This window comes from Ilumatobacteraceae bacterium, from assembly GCA_033344875.1.
Taxonomy (GTDB): Bacteria; Actinomycetota; Acidimicrobiia; order Acidimicrobiales; family Ilumatobacteraceae; genus Ilumatobacter.
Genome location: JAWPMO010000001.1, coordinates 1 through 18,961 on the forward strand (window position 1 = coordinate 1; position 18,961 = coordinate 18,961).

21 protein-coding genes are annotated in these 18,961 nt (G+C 69.4%); 9 read left to right on the top strand and 12 right to left on the bottom strand.

Annotated features, from left to right (window positions below; all coding sequences use genetic code 11):
- The first annotated feature begins 174 nt into the window (after nucleotides 1-174).
- The 5 genes from R8G01_00005 to R8G01_00025 are packed head-to-tail and all read left to right on the top strand — an operon-like array spanning nucleotide 175 to nucleotide 5,266.
- Nucleotides 175-477, top strand: a complete 303-nt coding sequence (locus R8G01_00005) for a hypothetical protein (GenBank protein ID MDW3212349.1) — start codon at nucleotides 175-177, stop codon at nucleotides 475-477.
- An 8-nt stretch (nucleotides 478-485) separates the two neighbouring features.
- Complete coding sequence (locus R8G01_00010; protein MDW3212350.1) at nucleotides 486-2,153, top strand: glycosyltransferase; 1,668 nt, start codon at nucleotides 486-488, stop codon at nucleotides 2,151-2,153.
- A 4-nt stretch (nucleotides 2,154-2,157) separates the two neighbouring features.
- On the top strand, nucleotides 2,158-3,294 hold the full coding sequence (locus tag R8G01_00015) for a glycosyltransferase (GenBank protein ID MDW3212351.1): 1,137 nt from the start codon (nucleotides 2,158-2,160) through the stop codon (nucleotides 3,292-3,294).
- Nucleotides 3,295-3,342: 48 nt separating this feature from the next.
- Nucleotides 3,343-3,663, top strand: a complete 321-nt coding sequence (locus R8G01_00020; GenBank protein ID MDW3212352.1) for a hypothetical protein — start codon at nucleotides 3,343-3,345, stop codon at nucleotides 3,661-3,663.
- Between the two features lie 7 nt (nucleotides 3,664-3,670).
- Nucleotides 3,671-5,266 (top strand): glycosyltransferase family 1 protein, encoded by a 1,596-nt coding sequence (locus R8G01_00025; protein MDW3212353.1) that lies wholly within the window; start codon nucleotides 3,671-3,673, stop codon nucleotides 5,264-5,266.
- On the opposite strand, the gene R8G01_00030 is transcribed toward R8G01_00025, so the two are convergent.
- The 3 genes from R8G01_00030 to galE form a co-directional block, all read right to left on the bottom strand.
- The gene (locus tag R8G01_00030; GenBank protein ID MDW3212354.1) at nucleotides 5,226-5,975 is read right to left on the bottom strand and encodes a glycosyltransferase; all 750 of its coding nucleotides are present in this window, start codon (nucleotides 5,973-5,975) and stop codon (nucleotides 5,226-5,228) included. The genes R8G01_00025 and R8G01_00030 overlap by 41 nt on opposite strands.
- Nucleotides 5,976-6,061: 86 nt before the next feature.
- Nucleotides 6,062-6,823, bottom strand: coding sequence for a hypothetical protein (locus tag R8G01_00035; protein ID MDW3212355.1), 762 nt, complete (start codon nucleotides 6,821-6,823; stop codon nucleotides 6,062-6,064).
- A 28-nt stretch (nucleotides 6,824-6,851) separates the two neighbouring features.
- Nucleotides 6,852-7,844: a UDP-glucose 4-epimerase GalE gene (gene galE / locus R8G01_00040; GenBank protein ID MDW3212356.1), complete on the bottom strand. Its 993-nt coding sequence runs from the start codon at nucleotides 7,842-7,844 to the stop codon at nucleotides 6,852-6,854.
- A 25-nt stretch (nucleotides 7,845-7,869) separates the two neighbouring features.
- Here galE and R8G01_00045 point away from each other — a divergent pair, with 25 nt between their 5' ends.
- Nucleotides 7,870-8,733 carry a glycosyltransferase family 2 protein gene (locus R8G01_00045; GenBank protein ID MDW3212357.1) on the top strand — a complete coding sequence of 288 codons (864 nt, stop codon included), beginning with the start codon at nucleotides 7,870-7,872 and terminating at the stop codon, nucleotides 8,731-8,733.
- On the opposite strand, the gene R8G01_00050 is transcribed toward R8G01_00045, so the two are convergent.
- The 6 genes from R8G01_00050 to R8G01_00075 are packed head-to-tail and all read right to left on the bottom strand — an operon-like array spanning nucleotide 8,699 to nucleotide 14,653.
- Nucleotides 8,699-8,821: a hypothetical protein gene (locus tag R8G01_00050; GenBank protein MDW3212358.1), complete on the bottom strand. Its 123-nt coding sequence runs from the start codon at nucleotides 8,819-8,821 to the stop codon at nucleotides 8,699-8,701. The genes R8G01_00045 and R8G01_00050 overlap by 35 nt on opposite strands.
- A complete protein-coding gene (locus R8G01_00055; protein MDW3212359.1) occupies nucleotides 8,818-9,993 on the bottom strand; it encodes a hypothetical protein in 1,176 nt (391 codons plus the stop codon). The genes R8G01_00050 and R8G01_00055 overlap by 4 nt, the downstream gene beginning before the upstream one ends.
- Nucleotides 9,990-11,210, bottom strand: a complete 1,221-nt coding sequence (locus R8G01_00060) for an MBOAT family O-acyltransferase (GenBank protein ID MDW3212360.1) — start codon at nucleotides 11,208-11,210, stop codon at nucleotides 9,990-9,992. The genes R8G01_00055 and R8G01_00060 overlap by 4 nt, the downstream gene beginning before the upstream one ends.
- Nucleotides 11,207-12,964: an HAD-IIIC family phosphatase gene (locus R8G01_00065; GenBank protein MDW3212361.1), complete on the bottom strand. Its 1,758-nt coding sequence runs from the start codon at nucleotides 12,962-12,964 to the stop codon at nucleotides 11,207-11,209. The genes R8G01_00060 and R8G01_00065 overlap by 4 nt, the downstream gene beginning before the upstream one ends.
- Nucleotides 12,965-12,967: 3 nt before the next feature.
- Nucleotides 12,968-13,204, bottom strand: a complete 237-nt coding sequence (locus R8G01_00070) for an acyl carrier protein (protein MDW3212362.1) — start codon at nucleotides 13,202-13,204, stop codon at nucleotides 12,968-12,970.
- A gap of 27 nt (nucleotides 13,205-13,231) precedes the next feature.
- A complete protein-coding gene (locus R8G01_00075; protein MDW3212363.1) occupies nucleotides 13,232-14,653 on the bottom strand; it encodes a MaoC/PaaZ C-terminal domain-containing protein in 1,422 nt (473 codons plus the stop codon).
- Between the two features lie 68 nt (nucleotides 14,654-14,721).
- On the opposite strand from R8G01_00075, the gene R8G01_00080 reads away from it, so the two are divergent.
- Together R8G01_00080 and R8G01_00085 are read left to right on the top strand one after the other, a co-directional pair.
- Nucleotides 14,722-15,237, top strand: coding sequence for an SRPBCC family protein (locus R8G01_00080; protein ID MDW3212364.1), 516 nt, complete (start codon nucleotides 14,722-14,724; stop codon nucleotides 15,235-15,237).
- Between the two features lie 49 nt (nucleotides 15,238-15,286).
- The gene (locus R8G01_00085; GenBank protein MDW3212365.1) at nucleotides 15,287-15,931 is read left to right on the top strand and encodes a CPBP family glutamic-type intramembrane protease; all 645 of its coding nucleotides are present in this window, start codon (nucleotides 15,287-15,289) and stop codon (nucleotides 15,929-15,931) included.
- Between the two features lie 13 nt (nucleotides 15,932-15,944).
- Here R8G01_00085 and R8G01_00090 read toward each other — a convergent pair whose 3' ends face one another.
- Complete coding sequence (locus R8G01_00090) at nucleotides 15,945-16,862, bottom strand: NAD(P)-dependent oxidoreductase (GenBank protein MDW3212366.1); 918 nt, start codon at nucleotides 16,860-16,862, stop codon at nucleotides 15,945-15,947.
- 144 nt (nucleotides 16,863-17,006) lie between these two features.
- A complete protein-coding gene (locus R8G01_00095) occupies nucleotides 17,007-17,453 on the bottom strand; it encodes a hemerythrin domain-containing protein (protein MDW3212367.1) in 447 nt (148 codons plus the stop codon).
- A 120-nt stretch (nucleotides 17,454-17,573) separates the two neighbouring features.
- Here R8G01_00095 and R8G01_00100 point away from each other — a divergent pair, with 120 nt between their 5' ends.
- Complete coding sequence (locus tag R8G01_00100; GenBank protein MDW3212368.1) at nucleotides 17,574-18,047, top strand: MaoC family dehydratase; 474 nt, start codon at nucleotides 17,574-17,576, stop codon at nucleotides 18,045-18,047.
- 25 nt (nucleotides 18,048-18,072) lie between these two features.
- Here R8G01_00100 and R8G01_00105 read toward each other — a convergent pair whose 3' ends face one another.
- Nucleotides 18,073-18,945, bottom strand: a complete 873-nt coding sequence (locus R8G01_00105; GenBank protein MDW3212369.1) for a CoA ester lyase — start codon at nucleotides 18,943-18,945, stop codon at nucleotides 18,073-18,075.
- Between the last annotated feature and the right edge of the window lie 16 nt (nucleotides 18,946-18,961).

Consider the following 18,961-nt stretch of genomic DNA (forward strand, 5'->3'; position numbering starts at 1 on the left):
GCTCGTGCCGCTGATGGTCGTGGTGGTCGCTGCGGCGATCCAGTACGGCCGGGTCTTCGTGGTCGCGGCGACGGTGGCCGCGCTGTGTGCGGTCAACACGCTGTATCAACTCGTGTCCGCGCTCTGATCCGTGTGTCCCGGGCGGGTGTATCGCCGCCGGTACACTCGCCGACGATGGCCGAATCAGAGATCGACGACGACCCGGCTGCGTTGCGAGCCGAGATCGACCGCCTGCGTGAGCTGGTCGGGCCGTCCGAACAGAGCTACGCCGACCTCCGCCACGAACTGCTGGCCGCTCGCGACGCGGCCCGCGGCGCCGAGGCCACAGCCGGCAGCCTCCGCGGGCAGATGGCCGAGCTGCACGTGGCGCTCGACCGGGCGCAACAAGACCAGGAGCACTTCCAGAAGACCGTGTTCAGCGCGATCCGGTTCGGGCGCCGGCGTGTCGGACGGGCCATGCGCTCGCGCCTGCTGTGAGCTGACCGATGGCCCCACGCATCTCGGTCCTGACGACCGTGTTCGACCCCGAACGCGAACATCTCGAGGCGTGCCTCCGGTCGGTGGCCGACCAGGAGTTCACCGATTGGGAACACGTGCTCGTCGACGACGCCTCGACGAAGCCGTGGGTCGCGGACGTGCTCGCCGACGCTGCCAGGGCGGACCCGAGGGTGCGCCTCGTCACGCGAACGGCGAACGGCGGCATCGTCGCCGCCGGCACGGACGCTCTCGCGGCGGCAACCGGGGAGTGGGTGGCACTGATCGACCACGACGACGAACTCGAACCGACCGCGCTGGCAGCGATGCTCGCCGCGGTCGGTGACGACACCGACGTCGTGTACAGCGATCACGATCTGCTGCGGGCCGACGGTCGCTACGCGTCGCCGTCCTACAAGCCCGACTTCTCGCCCGAACGGCTGCGCAGCCAGAACTACATCACCCACTTCCTGATGGCGCGACGTGCACTGGTCGAGCAGGTTGGCGGGTTCCGGCAGGGGTTCGACGGAGCACAAGACCACGACCTGGTCCTCCGTCTCACCGAGCAGGCCCGGCAGGTGACGCACGTGCCGCAGGTGCTCTACCACTGGCGTCAGTCGCCAGCGAGCGTCACCTCCGACAGCGCCAACAAGCGCTGGGCATTCGACGCCGGTGTGCGTGCGGTGGGCGACCACTGTCGCCGGGTCGGCATTGACGCCACCGTCGAACACACCGAACACGACGGCTGCTACCGGGTCGACCGTCACCTCGCCGACCAGCCGCTGGTGAGCGTGGTGATTCCCACTCGTGGATCATCCGGGCGGGTGTGGGGCGTCTCCCGGGTGTTCGTCGTCGATGCCGTCCGCAGCATCCTCGAGACGTCGAGCTACACCAACCTCGAGTTCGTGATCGTCCACGACACCGTCACACCCGAGCCGGTCATGCAGGCGCTCGACCGACTCCTCGGCGACCGCCTCGTGGCGGTCCGGTACGACCGCCCGACGTTCAATTTCTCGGAGAAGATGAACATCGGCGTGCTGCACGCCGGCGGAGATCTCCTGCTCCTGCTCAACGACGACACCGAACTGATCGAGCCCGACAGCATCGGTGAACTGGTGGGGTTGCTCGCCGACGACGACGTCGCGATGGCCGGCGGCAAGTTGCTGTTCGAGGACGGCACGCTCCAGCACGGCGGTCACGTCTACCACCACGACCTGATGCACATCTGTTTCGGATGGAGCGGCGACTCGCCGGGGCCGTGGCCGCTCCGCCCGCTCGCGGTGGCCCGTGAGTGCAGCGGCGTCACCGCGGCCGCCTCGCTCCTGAAGCGGTCGGTCTTCGACGAGGTCGGCGGCTTCCCCGAGGCCCTCCCGCTCAATTACAACGACGTCGATCTGTGCCTCAAGATCCGCGACCTCGGACACCGGATCGTCTGGACGCCGTGGGCCTCGTGGTACCACTTCGAGAGCCGGACGCGGGACAGCGTGCTCCAACCCGAGGAGTACCAGTTCATCAACCAGCGGTGGCACACCGAGATCAACAACGACCCGTACTACAACGTGAATCTCGCGCCGAACCGCAACGACTGGCTCGAACGGCCCTTGCGGTCGGGTGCCCCGCCGATCGAGACCCGGCCGAACGCCGTCCGGCGACTCGTCGCCCGGCTCCGAGGTCGGTGAGGTGATGGCCGGCCGATGGTGGGCGGCGATCCGGCGCCGGCTCGTGAGCGTCCGGTCCGCTGAACGTGCTCCTCACGGCGTCAACGTCGTCGGCTACCTCGATGCGACGAGCGGGCTGGGGGAGCGGGCGCGCGAACTCGCCGCGACGCTCCGGTCCGGCGGCGTGGCGGTCAGCGAGTGGTCGGTGCCCGCGACCGGCGGGCCGGCCGCGACGCACGAGCGTCCGGTCGTCTACGACACGACGATCGCGGTGGTGACGGCGGTGCAGCTCGCCGACGTGACGCAACGTGTGCCGGCGCCGTTCGAGCGAGCCGCATCGACGGTCGGCTACTTCTTCTGGGAGCTCGCCGACGTGCCCGACGAACAGCAGTGGGGCATCGGGCTCGTCGACGAGATCTGGGCGCCGACGCAGTTCGTCGCCGACGCCTATCGAGCCGCGACCGCGGTCCCGGTTCGCGACGTGCCGCTCCCGTTGCCGGATCCGCACCGCCCGCCCGTCGGCTCGAACGGTGATCGCCGTGGTGGGGCCGAGTCGCGACTCGACGTGCTGGTGGCGTTCGACTTCCTGAGCGTGATGGAACGCAAGCATCCACTGGGTGCGATCGAGGCGTTCCGACGTGCGTTCCCCGCCGGCGAAGCGGTGCGCCTCACGGTCAAGACGATCAACGGCGCCGAGCGGCCTGAACAGCTCGATCGCATCAGGGCGGCGATCCGCGACGACGACCGGATCGAGCTGCGCGACGAGCGGTGCAGCAGGGAGGCGTTGAACGAGTTGACCGCATCGTCCGATGTGCTGCTCAGCCTCCACCGGTCGGAGGGACTCGGTCTGCACCTCGCCGAAGCGATGGCGCTCGGGACGATGGTCGTCGCGAGCCGCTACGGCGGCAGTCTCGACCTGATGGACGACGAGTGCGCGGCCCTGGTCGACGTCCGACTGATCGAGGTCCGTGACGGCGAAGGGGCGTACGCAGCCCCGGCACGGTGGGCGGACCCCGACCTCGACCATGCGGCGCGCCTGCTCCGGCGTGCCGCCGATGAACCGGCGTGGCGCGAGTCGCTCGCTCGACGGGCCAGGGAGCGGATCGCCGAGTCGCCGTCGCGCGAGGAGATCGGCGCTAACCTCGCCCGCATCCTGTCGTGATGCGGTCGTGGCATCCGGACAGCCACCTCGATCCATGAGCACCTTCGCATGAGCGTCCCGTCCGTCCGCCGAGTGGCCCGTGGGGCGACCTCGCCGCTGCGTGAGTTCTTCAACCAGCACTTCGAGATGGTCAAGGCCGAGATCCGGTCGGTCGACGCCGGTGCCGAGTTGCCGGCGCTCCAGGCGGTCATCGCCGATCTCGAGGCCGATCTGGTCGAGCAGTCGCTCCACCACGCCCGGGTCCTGTCGCGGCTGCGGGCCGATGTCGGCGCGCTCGACCAGCGCATCGTCGAGCTCGAACGCCTCATCGGACGGCTGACCGACGTGGTCGCGGCGGCCATGCTCGACGACGCTCCCGACGAGAGCTGATCCGGCGATGATCGCGTTCGATCTCCAGGCGATGCAGAGCATCGGCAACAGTGAGCGCGGGATCGCCCGGTATGTCACCGAGGTCGTGCGCCACCTGGTCGACGGCCCGCACCGCGATCGGGTCGACCTGTTTCTGTGGAACGACCGCATGCCCCGCCCCGAGCGCCTCGACGAACTCGGTCTCGGCGACCGACTCCGCTCGTTCTCCGACGTCGCCGGTCGTGACGTCGACGTGCTGCACGTCAACTCGCCGTTCGAGCTGCCGAGTATCGTCGACCAGTTCCCGCCGGTCCGAGCCCGTCATCTGGTCACGACCTGCTACGACCTGATCCCGTACCTGTTCCCGGAGCACTACATCGCCCAGCGGTTCGCCAGCGCGGCGTACCGGCGCCGGTTGGGCGTGATCGCCACGTCCGATGCCGTGGTGACCGACTCGCAGTCGGCCGCGGACGACGTCGTCCGCCACCTGGGGGTCGACGCCGAGCGGGTCACGGTGCTGGGCGCCGGCGTGTCGTCCCAGTTCCGACCGCCCGCCGAGCCGCTCGCCGACCGCATCGCCGGGCTCCGTCGGGAATGGCCCGGTCTCAGCGCCCGCTACGTCCTCGTGCCGACGGCCGCCGACTGGCGCAAGAACTCGCTCGGAGCGATCCAGGCGTTCGCCGGTCTGCCGCTTGAGGTCCGTCGCCGACATCAGCTGGTGCTGTTCTGCCGCCTCACCGACGACCAACGAGCCGATCTCGAATCGGCGGCCGACGCAGCCGGTGTCGGCGACCAGGTGCTGTTCACCGGGTTCGTGCCCGACGAACTGCTGGTCGCGCTCTACCAGAGCGCCGAGTTGGTGATGTTCCCGACCTATTACGAGGGGTTCGGCCTCCCGGTGCTCGAGGCGCGCCGATGCGGGGCCCGGGTCATCTGCAGCAACAATTCGTCGTTGCCCGAGGTGATCGTCGACGTCCGAGCCCGCTTCAACCCGTTCGACCCCGCCGACGTCACGGCGACCCTCCACCGGGCGCTCACCGACGAGGACCTGATCGGCGTGCTCGAACGGGTGCCGGAACCCGGTTTCACCTGGGACCTGGCGGTCGACCGGCTGATCGGGGTCTACGACCGACTGATGACCGACGTCCAGCGGCCGCCTGCATCGTCGCTCCCGGGAGATCCGCCCGAGGTCGCGAGCCGGATCGCGGTCGTCGGCCCGCTGATCCCCGAGCGGAGCGACGACGCCGCCCGGTTGCGTGAGCAGGTGCTGCACCCGCTCGTCGCCGACCCTCGGTTCGACGTGGCCGCCTTCGCAGCCCACCACCTTCCCGAGATCCTCGGCGACATCCCGTGCCCGATCCGACCGTTCGCCGAGTTGGCGCTGGCGTGGGAGTCGGGCGATATCGACGCGATCGTGTACGCCGTCGGTGAGCAGCTGCCACGGGCGCAGCTCGCGGCGATGAGCCTGCTGCCCGGACACGTCGTGCTGCTGTCGGGCCCCCGGCCCGGCACACCGGAGGACCGGGCGCTGTCGACGCACGCTGCCGACGGCAGCGACCTCGTCGACGGACTGTGGTCGGCGATCAGCGAATCGCGTCGGGCGGTCGCGGCTGCGACCACCTGATCCGCGGGACACGGGCGAGGAGCTCGTCGCGCTGCGCCGACGTATCGGCGGCGAGGGAGGACCCGTGCGTGCCCATGCCGCGGTGGTGGACGACGGCCACGTCGGGTACGACGCGGAGGCCGCCGCCGAGCCGGCCGGCGCGCAGCGCGAACTCGACGTCTTCGTAATAGGCCGGGTGGAACGCGGCGTCGAACCCGCCGAGGCGTTCGTGCTCACTGCGATCGATCAGCCAGCATGCGGCCGACGCGTAGTCGGGTTGCCGGTCGTCGCTGCCACCGAGTGACGACGGCGACGTGATGGGGGCCGTCGAACCGTCGGCGAACAGTACGTGGCCCGCCTCCTGTACCCGGCCGTCGGGCTCGATGAACACCGGAGCGACGATCGACGCGTCGCCGCCCAATTGGTCGATCAACGGGCGGATCCAGCCGGCGTGGACGACGAGGTCGGGGTTCACGAAGGCGAGGATCCGGCCCGTTGCGTGCAGAGCGCCGAGCTCGCATCCGCCCGCGAACCCAAGGTTCCGGCCAGGTGACACGATCCTGACCCCGGCGGTCGACAGCGCGAGTTCGTTGCGGGAGCGCCGGGCTGCGACGGGGTGCTCGTTGTCGACCACGATCACCTCGTAGTCGAGATCGACGTCGGCCATCGACTCGGCGATGGCGGCGATGGCGTCGACGACCAGCGGTCCGGTCCCGTAGGTCACGGTCACGAACGACACGTCGACGGGGCCGTCGGACGCAGGTATCCGAACGACCGGAGCCGCCGACCGGGTTGCGGTGGCGTGCCAGACGGCCGTCACGCGGACGGCCCGCCCGTCGGATCGAGCTGGGCCCGGTCGAGCCGTTCGCCGAGCGAGTCGCGTTCGGCGGTGAGGAGCTCGATGCGTTCGAGCAACTCACGTTCGTTGCGCACGAGTTCGTCGTCGGCGTGCCGGAGCCGGCTCCGCAGCTCGATGTTCTCGGCTCGGAGCCGAGCGATCGTGATGGTCGTGTCGGTCGGGACCGCGGCGACCACATCGTCGAACCAGCGGTCGATCGCTGCGACGGCGTCCGCCCCGGGCTCGAGACGCAGGGGGCGATGTGCCGGGTCGCTCGTGGCCGGGTCGGCTGCTGCCCGTACGACGAGCCAGAGATCGGTCGGCCGCGCCGGTGCCGGCAGCAGGTCGACGAGGAGTTCGTCGGTGAGTGCCGTCTCACCGGTCGGGAGCACGCCCAGGTGCTCCAGCATGCGCGACCGCACGTCGGCTGCGTCGGGCTCGACGGTGCGTCCGAACAGTGCGACGAGGTGCGGCGCCCGCTCGCCCAGGTCGTCGATGTCGATCGTCGCGTCGACGTCGCCGGGCCACGCCGCGTGCGCCATGGGCAGCCATGGGCCGACCGTCTTGCCGTCGGTGCGCAGGTCGAGCGTGACGGGTCCCACCCGACGCTCGAGTTCGGCGCGAACGACGCGAGCTTCCATCTCGGCGATCGTGGGATCGGTCGAGGCGCCGGACGCACGCACGACCCCCAGCCGCAACGTTCCGGGGTCGTCGGCGTCGTTCGTGGTGTCGGGTGTCATGGCGCTCCGATCGTGGTGTCGCCGGTGTTCAGCCGGCGTGTTCGGCCGTCAGCTGGCGTTCGTGCCACCGGTAGGCGGTCTCGACGATCTCCGTGAGACCGTACTTGGCCTGCCAACCGAGCACGGACTCCGCGGTGGACGTGTCGGCGAACGTGGTGACCGGATCGCCGGGGCGGCGATCGACGTACTCGTGCGGGACGGGCCGTCCGGCGACCGACTCGATCGCGTCGAGCACCTGCTTGATCGACGACCCGACACCCGTGCCGACGTTGACGGCGGTGGTGGCTCCGCCGTTGCCGAGGTAGTCGATCGCCGCGAGGTGTGCCGCGGCCAGATCGTCGACGTGGATGTAGTCGCGGATACAGGTCCCGTCGGGTGTCGGGTAGTCGTCGCCGTAGATCTGCAGCGGTGCGCCACCGGTGAGCAGCGCCCGGATCGCCACCGGGATCAGGTTGAGCGCGTAGGTCCAGTCCTCGCCGATGCGGGCGTCGAAGCTCGCTCCGGCGGCGTTGAAGTAGCGAAGGCTGACACTGCGCAGTCCGTGGATCTCGCCGTACCAGTGCAGGACCCGCTCGACGATCGCCTTCGTCTCGGCGTACACGGACTCGGGAGCGATCGCCTGGCCCTCGTCGACGGGTACCCGCTCGGGAGTGCCGTAGACCGAACACGACGACGAGAACACGATTCGGTCGACGCCGCCCCGCCGGATGCCGTCGAGGAGTCGAACGGTGTTGTCGACGTTGTTGTGGAAGTACTTGGCCGGCTCGACCATGGACTCGCCGACGTTCTTGTACGCCGCGAAGTGGACCACGGTGTCGACGTCGTGCTCGCGGCAGGTCTGCGCGACGAGGTCGCTGTCACCGATGTCGCCGACCACCAGCTCGGCGTCGATCACGGCGTCGGCGGTGCTCAGCTCGAGCGAGTCGAGCACGACGACCCGGCGATCGGCCGCCCGGAGTGCACGAACGGTGTGGGCGCCGATGTATCCGGCGCCGCCGGTGACGAGAGTCGCAGGAGACATGGCGGTGCACTGTACCGTTCGACGCGTGTACGCCGCCGTCGTCGTGACCTACTCGGCACCCGCCGAGGTGCTCGACCGGTGTCTGCGCTCGGTCGTCGACGCCGGCGGCATCGATCGCATCGTGGTGGTCGACAACGGCGGGCGGGCGGTCGTCTCCGACGACCTCGCCGACAGGGTCGAGCTGATCGTGCTGGACAACCCGGGCTACGGCGCGGCGGCCAACCGGGGGTTCACCGCGGTCGCCGACGCCACGGCGATCGCGCTGCTCAACGACGACGTCGTCGTGCAGCCCGGCTGGTTCCCTCCGCTCGCCGATCGCCTGGCGGCGCCTCACGTGGGGGCGGCGCAGCCGATGCTGGTCGGTGCCGACCACGCGGTCGTGACCAGCCTCGGTGTCGAGCTCGACCGGTTCGGCGCCGGATCCGACATCGGCGACGGGGCGCCGGTCCCTGCCGACCGGTCGGCGAGCGACCTCGACATCTTCAACGGAGGCGCCGTCGTGTTCGACCCACGCTTCCTCCGAGCGACCGGGGGGTTCGACGAGTCGTTCTTTCTGTACTACGAGGACGTCGACCTGGCGTTGCGCGGGCGACGCATCGGGTGGAGGTATGTGCTCGTGCCCGAATCGGTGGTCGAGCACCGACGGGGGACGTCGACGGGCGCCGACACCGAGGGCACGCGGTTCCATCAGGAGCGCAACCGGCTGTGGACGGCGTTCCGGTTCGGCGCACCGACCACCATCGTGCGTGCACTGTGGCTCTCGATCCGGCGGCTGCGTCGTGCGCCGCGGTCGGTGCACCGCCGGGCGCTGCTGGCAGGGTTGTCGGGGGCGCCGCGGCGACTGGTGCGGCGGGTCAGAGCCCCTGGTACACGAACGGCACGTCGCTGACCGCGGCGATCGCGACCCAGAGCAGCAGGAGCGCGATCGCGAGGCCGACGGCGGCTTCGGCGAGGTGGGTGCGGATCGGCGATTTCACGAACAACTCCAGTTCGGGTCGATTCGGGTCCACTGCGCACAGAGCCGCTCGACGAGCACGTCGCCGAACGGCTGGGCGTCGTTCATGTGGACGTGGTCGATGAAGAGCCCGTCGCTGTCGAAGTCCCGGCTCATCGAGCGTGGTTCGATCTCGATCATCGGGTCGTCGACATCGGCCGCGACCGACGCCCAGAACGCCTCGACGTCTCGGGCGGCGGCGTCGAACTCGGGGTCGGCGAGGCTGTCGGGGTCGAAGATCGTGGTGTACATGAACACGGGCACGTCGGCGTCGGCGAGTCGATCGATCAGCGCGTCGACGAAGAACCGGGCCTCGTCGCGGCTGGGACCGATGCCCTCCATCAGCGTGCGCACCCGTACGTCGTCGTCCTCGACCCGCTCGGGGCCGTACGCCTGCGTGATCCAGAAGGTGCTCGGTTCGGTCGGGAGCCGCGGGTCGCCGGGGTCGGCCGCAGCCGGTTCGTCGGGTGCGACGATCAGATCGAGCCGGTCGGACTCGTCGTCGGCCCGTTCGTTGAGCCGTGACTGCACCTCGACGAGGGGGATCAGCGCTCGGCTCGCCCGCCAGGCGACGTCGGCGGGCGACGTGAGCAGGGCACCCCACGACGCGGTCGCGGGTCGTTCGAACAGCAGGCCGAGGTTCGACACGTCGAGGTTGGTCCAGTCGCGCATCGACCACTCGCTGCGGGCCCACGCCGGGTTCAGGGCCATCACGATCGCGTCGGCGTCGTGGTCGATCGCGGTGTCGACCGCGCGGAGCATGTCGATGAGGCGGGGCGCGATCACGTTGTAGCTGTCGATCAGCAGTGGACGACCACCGACCGCGTCGATGCGGTTCTCGACCGCACCGGGCACCGACACGGTGTTGAGCTTGACCTCCGACCCGCCGATCCAGGCCACGGTGAACGAGCCGTCCGCGTGATCGGGTGGGAGGAACCCGGCGAAGTCGGTCCTCGAGATCGGCCCGACGTACCGCACGTTCGAGGGAGGGTTGTCGGGGGAGTGGGCGCGATCGGTGTATCGAGGGAGCGACGGAGCCAGCACCGCCGAGATGATCAGCGTCCATGCGAATGCCCACGCCGCCACCCGGACGAAACTGGGCCAGGTGCGGAACACGCCGAAGCGGTCGGTGAGGATGCGGAGGACACGGGTCATGCTGCGACCCCCAGCATCGCACCGTAGAAGTCGACGGCACCGTCGAGCGACAGGTGCAGCAGCGGCAGGCTGGCACCGAACCAGGAGAAGATCCCGACCGACTTGGCGTACCGCGCCACCGGTGAGGTCGACGGTGGCCGGCGCTGCGAGACGACTCGATGGCCGACGAGGAACGCGGCGTGGTAGAGGCCGAACACGAGCGTCGCCCACGACACGCCGTGCCAGAGGGCGATCAGCAGCATCGTGATCGTCGTGCCGGCGTACTGGCGACGCGGGTGGCCGGCGACCAGCGGCGTGTACACGTTGATCCGCAGGAACCGGGTGAGACTGATGTGCCAACTGTTCCAGAACGCGGCCGGGGTGGTCTGCCGGTACGGCCGGTCGAAGTTCGGTCGCAGGTTCGCCCCGAGCAGCGTGCCTGCCCCGATCGCCATGTCGGAGTAGCCGGCGAAGTTCACATAGAAGAACCAGGTGAACGCGATCAAGCCGACCCACAACCGCCACGGTGCGTTGTCGGCGTAGAACGCGAAGATCTCGACCGACCAGTCGAGGAGGTAGGCGATCACGAAGACCTTGAACAACCCGGTCAGGATCTGCGAGGTGCCCGACAGCAGCCGTTCACGTTCGAGGGGGACCCGATCGATCAGCGTCTTCTCGGTCTCGTCGTAGGAGGCGATCGGCCCGACGACGAGCAGGGGAGGGAACAGCCCGGTCGCGAGCACACGGCCGGGACGCAACCGGTCGATCAGCCCGAGGTGGCTCCGCACGAGCAGGTCGGCGGCGCGGAAGGCCCCGAACGACAGCCCGATCGGTGCGAGGATCGGTGCGGTGTAATCGAGGGCCTCGATCCACGTCGACGGCCACGCGACCAGATCGTGCGTGAGCACGTTGAACTCGATCACGAACTCGATCGGCCACACCTTCCAGAGCACCACCGGCAGCAGGGTGACGCCCAACGCGGCCGCGAGCACTGCGAGCCCGGCGCGACGTTCGCCGGTGGCGGCCACCAGCGGTTGCAGTGCGGCGACGACGAGCCAGAACACGAGATGGAACAGGGCCAGGCGCGGGGCGATCAACGCGAGCAGGTAGAGGCCGGCGAGCGTGATCAGCGCGACCCGCGCGCCGGTGGCGCGCACGACGAGCAGCACCGGCACCAGCACCAGGAGGAGCGGGAAGAGGCTGGCGAAGTAGTCGAACGAATCGAAGACCGGGATCACCGGGCGGTGACCTCGATGTGGTCGGGAATCGACGGTGCGCGGCCGGGAGGCAGGACGACCTCGCCCGCCCCGCCGGTCGCTTCGAAGCCGTGATCGGCGAGCAGCTCCGCGACCATCCCGTTGCGGTCGGTCGCGACGTACCGGCCGGCGATCGGAAGGTCGCCGTCGGCGCGGAGCACCGACACCGAGTCGGCGAGCATCGCGGTCTCGACGCCGCGTCCGAGCACCCGGCAGCTCATCAGTACGGTGTCGAGTGACCACTGCTCGTCGTCACGCACTGCGATGACCACGCCGATGATGCCGTACTCGCCGAAGCGGTCGTCGGCGGCGTAGGCCAGCACGATCGCGTCGTCGCGTTCGACGAGATCGGCGACCTCCGGTTCGGAGCGGCGCACGGTCGTCAAGTTGAACTGATTGGTCTTGTTGATCAGCTGCGTGACCCTCGTGAGGTCGGACGAGCCGACCTCGATGCGGCGAACCGTCAGACCGAGCGATGTGAGGAACTCGCCGTGCGTCATCGTGGTCGCCGCATGTTCGCGCCCGCCCTGGGCCCGGATGCGCGCGGTTCGCTCGCGGTCGTCGTCGGTGACCTGCATGTTCCGGAACCAGCCCGACTCCGCCAACAGGTCGGGGAGCGCCTCGATGTCCTCGGGAACCAGCAGGGTGCGCACGGACGGCAACTGCTCGTTGACGGACCCGACCTCGAACGGACTGTCGTCGACGAACACGAACGAATCGAGACCGAGGTTGAACTCGTCGGCGAGTTCGGCGATGCCCTGCGGTTTCGGGTCCCACGACACCCGCCGGCCGGCGATGTCGTCGTCGGTCAGCACCATGCCGTCGACCTCGTCGAACGCTTGCACGACGGTCTCGGGGTCGTTCTTGCTGGCGAGCGCCAGCAGCACGCCACGGTGGCGCAGGCGGCGCGCCGCCATCTGGAAAGCTCGATGGGCCGACCCGGGGAACGCGTCGCCGGCCTCGAGCCCGCCGATGCCGTCGTCGACGGCGATGCCGCCCCAGATCGTGTTGTCGCAGTCGAGGACGAGCACCTTCGGTGCAGCGCTGGTGCGGCGTAGGACGACCTCGGCGATCGACCGGCCGACCACGTGCGCGAACTCGGTGGTGAACGGCTGGCGGTACATCAGCCAGTTGCGGCGGTCGAAGGAGTTGGCGGTGCCCGACGCGAGTTGAAGCGCGGCGAGCCGGACCCGTTCGACCGGCGCGTCGGCGAGCCCTCGGTCGAACGCCGCGTTGACGTCGCGCTGCAGCGAGGCGAGCGAGGTCAGCTCCGACGGGTCGGCGTGGTCGAGTCCGAACCCGATCGGCACCGGAGCGTCGGACACGATGACGTTCGCGTCGATCTGCGAACGGCACGAGGCGACCGCGCGACCGAGGGCTTCCGCGGCTTCGTCGAGCGCGGCGCCTGCCCCGTCGTCGCCGTTCGACCAGCGAAGGAAGTCGCGTTCGAACACGTCCTCGATCCGCCAGAGCACGACGACGTCGTCGATGTCGGGAGCGACGTGTTCGGCAGGCGCCAGACACAGCTGGAAGATCTGGTTGTAGTCGTGGTGCGCCACCGAGGGGGTCAGACCCTCCCCGTCGAGCAGGCTCAGGCCGAGGCCGGCGTCGATGGCATTGGCGGTGAAGCTGGCCACGACGAGGACGCGTCGACCGTCGACGTCACCGGTGGGAACCGCTCGGGTCGCGGCGCGCCATCGCGAGATGTCCGCTCGGACATCGCTCACTCCGCTCATGGCTCAGATCCCGTCGACGCCCTTGCCCTTGAGCACCTCGCGCGCCAGACCGATCGTCTGCATCTTCATGATCTCGCGAGCCCCCAGACGAACGTCGAAGTGGGCTTCGATCAGCTCGACGAGCGTGATCGCGGCGAGGCTGTCCCACTCGCTGGTGTTGTCGGGCGACGTGTCCTCGCCCAGGTCGGCCGGGTCGAGGCCGAGCCCGTCGGAGAAGATGTTGATCAGAGGGTCCGACACGGTGGCCAGTGTACCGGTCGCCGCAGTTCAGCCCGAGAACGCCCGGAGCGCTGCGAGCAGCGTGGTCGGGGCATCGTCGTAGTCGACCGGCAGGAACGAGGCGGTCTGATCGGTGCGGAGCCGGGGCAGTCGCGGTGTCGACACCAGCACGTGCTCGTGCTCCCGACCGAGTGCGGCGCACCGCTCCTCGCCGAGCCGCTTGACGGCCGCGTACTCGGCGAGACCCGACACGTCGTGGTCGACTGCCTCGGACGACGGCCACAGCACACCACGCAGCCGGGCGACGTCGAGGTGGGCGAACACCGCTTCGAAACCATCGACGTAGATCGTCCGGAAGCGTTGTTCGAGCCGGGTCGAGTACGAGCCAGGTGCGCCGTCGAAGATCGGCGGGGACGCGAAGTAGGCGAGGTGCGTCGGCTGCCATCCATCGGCCGTGAGGGCGACGACCCCCGGTCCGGGCCGGGTGACGTCGAGTCGGTGGGCCGTGGCGCCGATCGACATGGCGAGTTGGTCGGCATCGTCGGCGCCGACCCGGTAGGTGAGTCGTACCTCGCCGCCTCCGGCCGCCACGAGCAGCGCCGTGGTGGCACCGAGACCCCGGGAGCCGCCGACGACGAGCCAGCGCTGCCCGGCGAACTCGTCGGGTTCGGGGTGGGCATCGCCGATGGCCGGTGTGATCGGGCGCGGCCGGACGAACGCGACGAGTTCGCCCGCGAGCGACCGACCGGACACGGCGATCGTTGCCTTGGCGAAACGTTCGTCGAAGCGTTCGACGGCGTAGTGCAGGCGGTCCACCCCGTCGTCGTGGCGGAACGTGACGGTGAACGACGAGAACAGCGAGTGCAGACCCGGAACGTGCATCCCGACGAGTCGCGTCAGCGACAGCAACTCGGCTGCACGCTGCGGGCCCGCGACGTCGACGAGGTCGGGGAATCGGTCGCGCAACGTATCGAGGTCGGCGCGCACGTCGATCGACCCTGCGGCACCGGCGAGCTCGTCGACCGGGACCTCGACCGGCACGTCGATCGTCACGTCGGCCGCGGTGCGACCGACGTCGGTCTCATCGCCATCTCGATCGTCATGGCCAGGCGCAGCGTCGCTCGGCGCGAGTCGGACGTGGAGGTCCGCGACGCGCCACACATCGTGCTCGACGACGATGCGGGCTTCACGGTCGGAGACCATCGTGATCCGCGTCGTGAGCTCATCGTCGATGCCGACCGAGCGCCGGAAGGTGCAGCGCACCTGTTCCGGCGGCTGTTGCTGGTGCGCTGCCAGCCGGTCGAGGGCATCGAGGGCGAGATGCACCCCGTGCACTGCCACGCGGCCGAACGGCAGCCGCCGAGCGACGATCGGGTCGGTGTGCAACGGGTTGGCGTCACCACTCGCGGCGACGAAGGCCCGCTGCATCGCGTCGGTGACGCGGTGGGTCGCCTCCCACTCGTCGGACATGCGGGCGATCGTAGTGTTCGGGCACGGCCTGACGGTTGGCGGGCCGATTTCTGGGGTAGACCTCTGTCGTGCCCGCCTTCCGTTCCCGCAACCGGTCGATCTCGATCGTGCCGGTCTCGCCCGAGCAGATGTGGGAGGCATTGACCGATCCCGAACTCCTCGCCGATCTCACGCCGCTGGTCGACCGGATCGAGGCCACGGGCGACCGATGGTCGTGGACGCTCGCCGGCATCTCCGGTCTCGGTATCGAGGTCGCGCCGACGTTCACGGAGCGGATGACCTTCGTGCCGATCAGTCGTATCGACTACGTGCACGAACCACCCCCCGGGAAGTCCGAGCGAGCCGGTGTCGACGGCACCTACCTGATCACCAAGGTCGACGACGACAGCACCAAGCTGGCGATCGATCTGACCCTCTGCGTCGAGCTACCGCTGCCCGGTTTCAGCCGCTCGCTGGTCGAGGGCATCATGGCGCGGTCGATGGGCCGTACGGGCGACGCCTTCGCCCGGAACCTGTACCGCCACCTCGATCTCGATCCCGACACGGTGTCGATCAAGGTGGTCGAGGGCGAGGGCGTCGCTTGAGGTCGTCCGACCTCCGCCTCGGCTCGCGCCGAGTACGTCGAACCTGACGATGGGTGTGGCCGCGGGCGCCATCCTGGCGCTCACGTTCGTCGGGTGGGCCGTCGTGTTCGGGCCGTCCCGCCGCGGTATCTGGCATCGCTCGTGGATCACCGCCGCGGTGCTCGTCGCGGTGTCGGTCGGCGCGCTGTGGGGTGCCGGCGAGCTGGGCGACGCGGTCGGAACCGTGTCGCCGGCTGCCGTGCTCGCCGGGGGAGCGGTCGGGATCGTCTGGGTCGTCGTGACCCAGATCGGTCACGCCGTGCTGTGCCGGGTGCTCCCGTCGTTCATCGAGCGGGTGCGGGATCTGTACTCGATCGCCGCGGGTGATCGGCGAGGCGACGTGCTGATCGCCCTGGTGGGCATGGCGGTCGCCGAGGAGTTCGTCTTCCGACTCTTGGTGCAACGCGAGCTCGGTCTCGTCGTTGCGGTCGTCGCCTACACGGCCGTCCAGGCCGTCGTGCGGAACTGGGCGCTGATGCTGGCCGGGGGAGCGTGCGGCGTCGTCTGGGGGCTGCTGTACGGCTGGCAGGAAGGCCTCACAGCGCCGCTGTTGGCCCACATCATCTGGACGGGCACGCTGACGTTCGTCTGGCCGCTGCGGGGCTGCAGCGCCCCGTCGGTGCCCGATGAGCCGGCGATCGCCGGCGAACGTTGAGCGGATCTCGCGGTCAGGCGAAGATCCGAGCGCTCGACTCGATCGCTTCCCGGAGCGGCGTCGGCGCCGGGCCGCCCGCGACCTCGAACCAGTCGGTGGCGTCTGCGCCTTCGATGACGGGGAGCGGGGTGTCGCCGACCGTGATCCCGCTGAAGCCGGTGACCGTCTCGACCATCTCCGCGAATGCGGCGACGGTCGTGCAGTGACCGGCGAGATTGAACGTCGGAGCCCCGGGGAGCTCGACTCGGGCAGCGTGGATGAACGCGGCGGCGACGTCGCGAGCGTGCTGGAAGTCGAGCGAACCGCCGAAATCGATGTGGAAGGGTTCGCCGTGCACGGCCCGTTCGATCGCGACGCTCGGCAGCGAGGTCATGCCTTGGTCACGGCCGGGACCGAAGACGGTGTGCGGGCGGAGACCGACGCTGCGGACCCGTTGTTCGTGCCAGTAGACCTCGGCGAGGTCCTCGGTGGCGACCTTGTAGACGCCGTACAGCGTCGTCGGCTTCCTGGGGGCGTCCGACGGGATGATCCGGTCGGCGTAGTCGTCGGTGGTGCCGAACACGGCGATGCTGCTCGCTTGGGCGATCTGTTCGATCCCGTGCCGAGCCGCGGCTTCGAAGACGTTGACGGTGCCTGTCACGTTCACGGCGGCGCCGGCTGCAGGGTCGGCGCGGCAGAAGGGGATCTGGAGCGCGGCCAGGTGGATGATGCGAGCGGCTCCCTCGGCCGCTGCGATCACGTCGTCCTGGACGGTGAGGTCGCCGGCGACCCAGGTCGCCTCGGGCACGGCACCGTCGTTGATCAGCCGGTGGCGGTGGTCGTCGGTCCCGAGGTCGAACGCCACGACATCGACACCCTCGGCGCACAGCAGCTTGACCACCCAGGCGCCGATGCATCCGTTGGCGCCGGTGACGAGCACCCGGTCGGTCACCGGCCGATCTCCGAAGCACCAGCGGACTCGGACGGCGCACAGACGTGAGTTGCGTGGATGGCCACGACGATGGTGGGGTGGCTGAACATTATAGGATCAGCCTATTGCTCGGTCGTCCGCCGGGCCAATCCGGGGGCAACGCCGTCAGGCGTCGGCGCGACGGCGCCGCCGCATGTCGGCGGCGTACTCGTCCGCCAGCGACGACTTCTCGTCGTCGCTCAACGCCTTCCCGGCGAGTTGGAACACCTCCTGCTCCTCCTCGTCGAGGTGGTGCGTCAACAGGTGTGCCAGCTTCTCCGCTGTCTGGATCCACTGCGGGCCGCTCATGTCGTAACCCTCGAGCTGCTCGACGAGGTCGTCCAGTTCCTTGTGCTCGGCGACGGAGTGGCGAGCCTTCTCCTGGGTGAGGTCGTGCTCCATCAACGGGACGTAGAAGAAGCGTTCCTCGGCGCCGGCGTGCGCCTCGAGCTCGCGCTTCAACCGTGCGAACAACTCGTTGCGACCGTCACTGTCGCCGTGGGTCTTGGTGAGCAGGTCGGCAAGCGTCCGCTGGGTCTCGTGGTCGGCACGCAGGGATTCGAAGATCGTCATGATCCAACTTCTTCCCGGGCGCGATCGATCTGAAACCCGATCGGGTGTCGTCGATGACCCGATCGCGCAGGATCGTCGGGCGCTCGCTGCGGTCGACGGCGATCGATCTACGCTCGGGTCATGACACGCCCCCACACCGGACGCTGGTTCGAACAACTCACACCCGGCACGGTCATCGACCACGCGATCCGCCGGACGGTCACCGAGTCCGACAACGTCATGTTCACGTCGATGACGATGAACCCGGCCTGGCTCCACCTCGATTTCGACTACGCCGAGAACGAGACCGAGTTCGGCAAACCCCTCGTCAACTCGATGCTGACGATCGCGATGGTGATCGGTATCAGCGTGCACGAAACGACGCTCGGGACCACGGTCGCGAACCTCGGGTTCAGCGACGTCTCCTTCCCGGCCCCGATGTTCCATGGCGACACGCTTCGCGTCCAGACCGAGGTGACGGAGGCGCGTACGTCGTCGTCACGTCCGCGTCAGGGCATCGTCACGTTCGAGCACCGCGGCTACAACCAACACGGCACCCTCGTGTGTCGGGCCGTTCGTCAGGCGCTCATGCACATGACGCCCGACGACGACTGAGTGATGACTCAGGTGCGTCGGTGTGTCACGACTCGGCCAGTTCGATGACGCGGCGGGCCTGGGCGGCCAGGGGTTCGTCGACCATCTGCCCCTCGAAGTCGATCGCGGCGATGCCCTCCGCCGCGGCCTCGTCATACGCGGCGAGCAGTCGCTCGGCCCGTTCGACCTCCTCGGCCGACGGCACGAAGTGTTCGTTCGCCAGGGCGACCTGCCCCGGATGGATGCACAGCTTGCCGCCGTACCCCATCGCCCGGGCCTCGATCGCCTCACGGACGAACCGCTCGTCGTCGCGGAAATCGGCAACGACCTGGTCGAGCACGGGCACCCCGGCGAGTCGGGCGGCGATCGCGACCTGGGCGCGGGCGAACGACACCTCCGCGTTGTCGGGGGTGCGGACCCCGCCCATGTCGGCGATGAAGTCCTCGGCACCGAAGTAGGCCGAGTTCACCTGGTGGTGGGCGAGGATCGCACGGGCGTCGGCCACACCGAGCGCGGTCTCGATGCCGACCATCACCCCGAGGTCGGGGATCCCGCGGTCGGCGAACGCGGCGGCGACGGCGTCCATCTGTTCGACCGACTCGACCTTCGGGACGATCGCCGCGGTCATCTCGTACGACAGGGCTTCGGCGACGTCATCGGCGAACCACCGCGTCGGCACGGCGTTGACGCGCACCACCACGGTGGCGCCGTCGTCGATGAGGCGTGGTGCCCATTCGGCAGCGTTGCGGCGCGCCTGCGCCTTCGCGTCGTCGTTCGCCGGGGTCGCGTCCTCGCAGTCGATCACGATCGCGTCGGCCCGACGGCCGCCGAGCTTGGCGAGGAAGTCGGGGCGCACCGCCGGCGCGAACAGCAGCGAGCGCAGTCGGGAGAACTCGGTGACGTGACGTCGGGCGGGCATCGGAACAGTCTGGCGG

Excerpts from the sequence above, each read along its gene's own strand:
- R8G01_00005 (MDW3212349.1), top strand. The coding sequence starts at position 175 with ATGGCCGAATCAGAGATCGACGACGACCCGGCTGCGTTGCGAGCCGAG.
- R8G01_00010 (MDW3212350.1), top strand. The coding sequence starts at position 486 with ATGGCCCCACGCATCTCGGTCCTGACGACCGTGTTCGACCCCGAACGC.
- R8G01_00015 (MDW3212351.1), top strand. The coding sequence starts at position 2,158 with ATGGCCGGCCGATGGTGGGCGGCGATCCGGCGCCGGCTCGTGAGCGTC.
- R8G01_00020 (MDW3212352.1), top strand. The coding sequence starts at position 3,343 with ATGAGCGTCCCGTCCGTCCGCCGAGTGGCCCGTGGGGCGACCTCGCCG.
- R8G01_00025 (MDW3212353.1), top strand. The coding sequence starts at position 3,671 with ATGATCGCGTTCGATCTCCAGGCGATGCAGAGCATCGGCAACAGTGAG.
- R8G01_00035 (MDW3212355.1), bottom strand. The coding sequence starts at position 6,823 with ATGACACCCGACACCACGAACGACGCCGACGACCCCGGAACGTTGCGG.
- galE (MDW3212356.1), bottom strand. The coding sequence starts at position 7,844 with ATGTCTCCTGCGACTCTCGTCACCGGCGGCGCCGGATACATCGGCGCC.
- R8G01_00055 (MDW3212359.1), bottom strand. The coding sequence starts at position 9,993 with ATGACCCGTGTCCTCCGCATCCTCACCGACCGCTTCGGCGTGTTCCGC.
- R8G01_00065 (MDW3212361.1), bottom strand. The coding sequence starts at position 12,964 with ATGAGCGGAGTGAGCGATGTCCGAGCGGACATCTCGCGATGGCGCGCC.
- R8G01_00075 (MDW3212363.1), bottom strand. The coding sequence starts at position 14,653 with ATGTCCGACGAGTGGGAGGCGACCCACCGCGTCACCGACGCGATGCAG.
- R8G01_00085 (MDW3212365.1), top strand. The coding sequence starts at position 15,287 with ATGGGTGTGGCCGCGGGCGCCATCCTGGCGCTCACGTTCGTCGGGTGG.
- R8G01_00095 (MDW3212367.1), bottom strand. The coding sequence starts at position 17,453 with ATGACGATCTTCGAATCCCTGCGTGCCGACCACGAGACCCAGCGGACG.
- R8G01_00100 (MDW3212368.1), top strand. The coding sequence starts at position 17,574 with ATGACACGCCCCCACACCGGACGCTGGTTCGAACAACTCACACCCGGC.
- R8G01_00105 (MDW3212369.1), bottom strand. The coding sequence starts at position 18,945 with ATGCCCGCCCGACGTCACGTCACCGAGTTCTCCCGACTGCGCTCGCTG.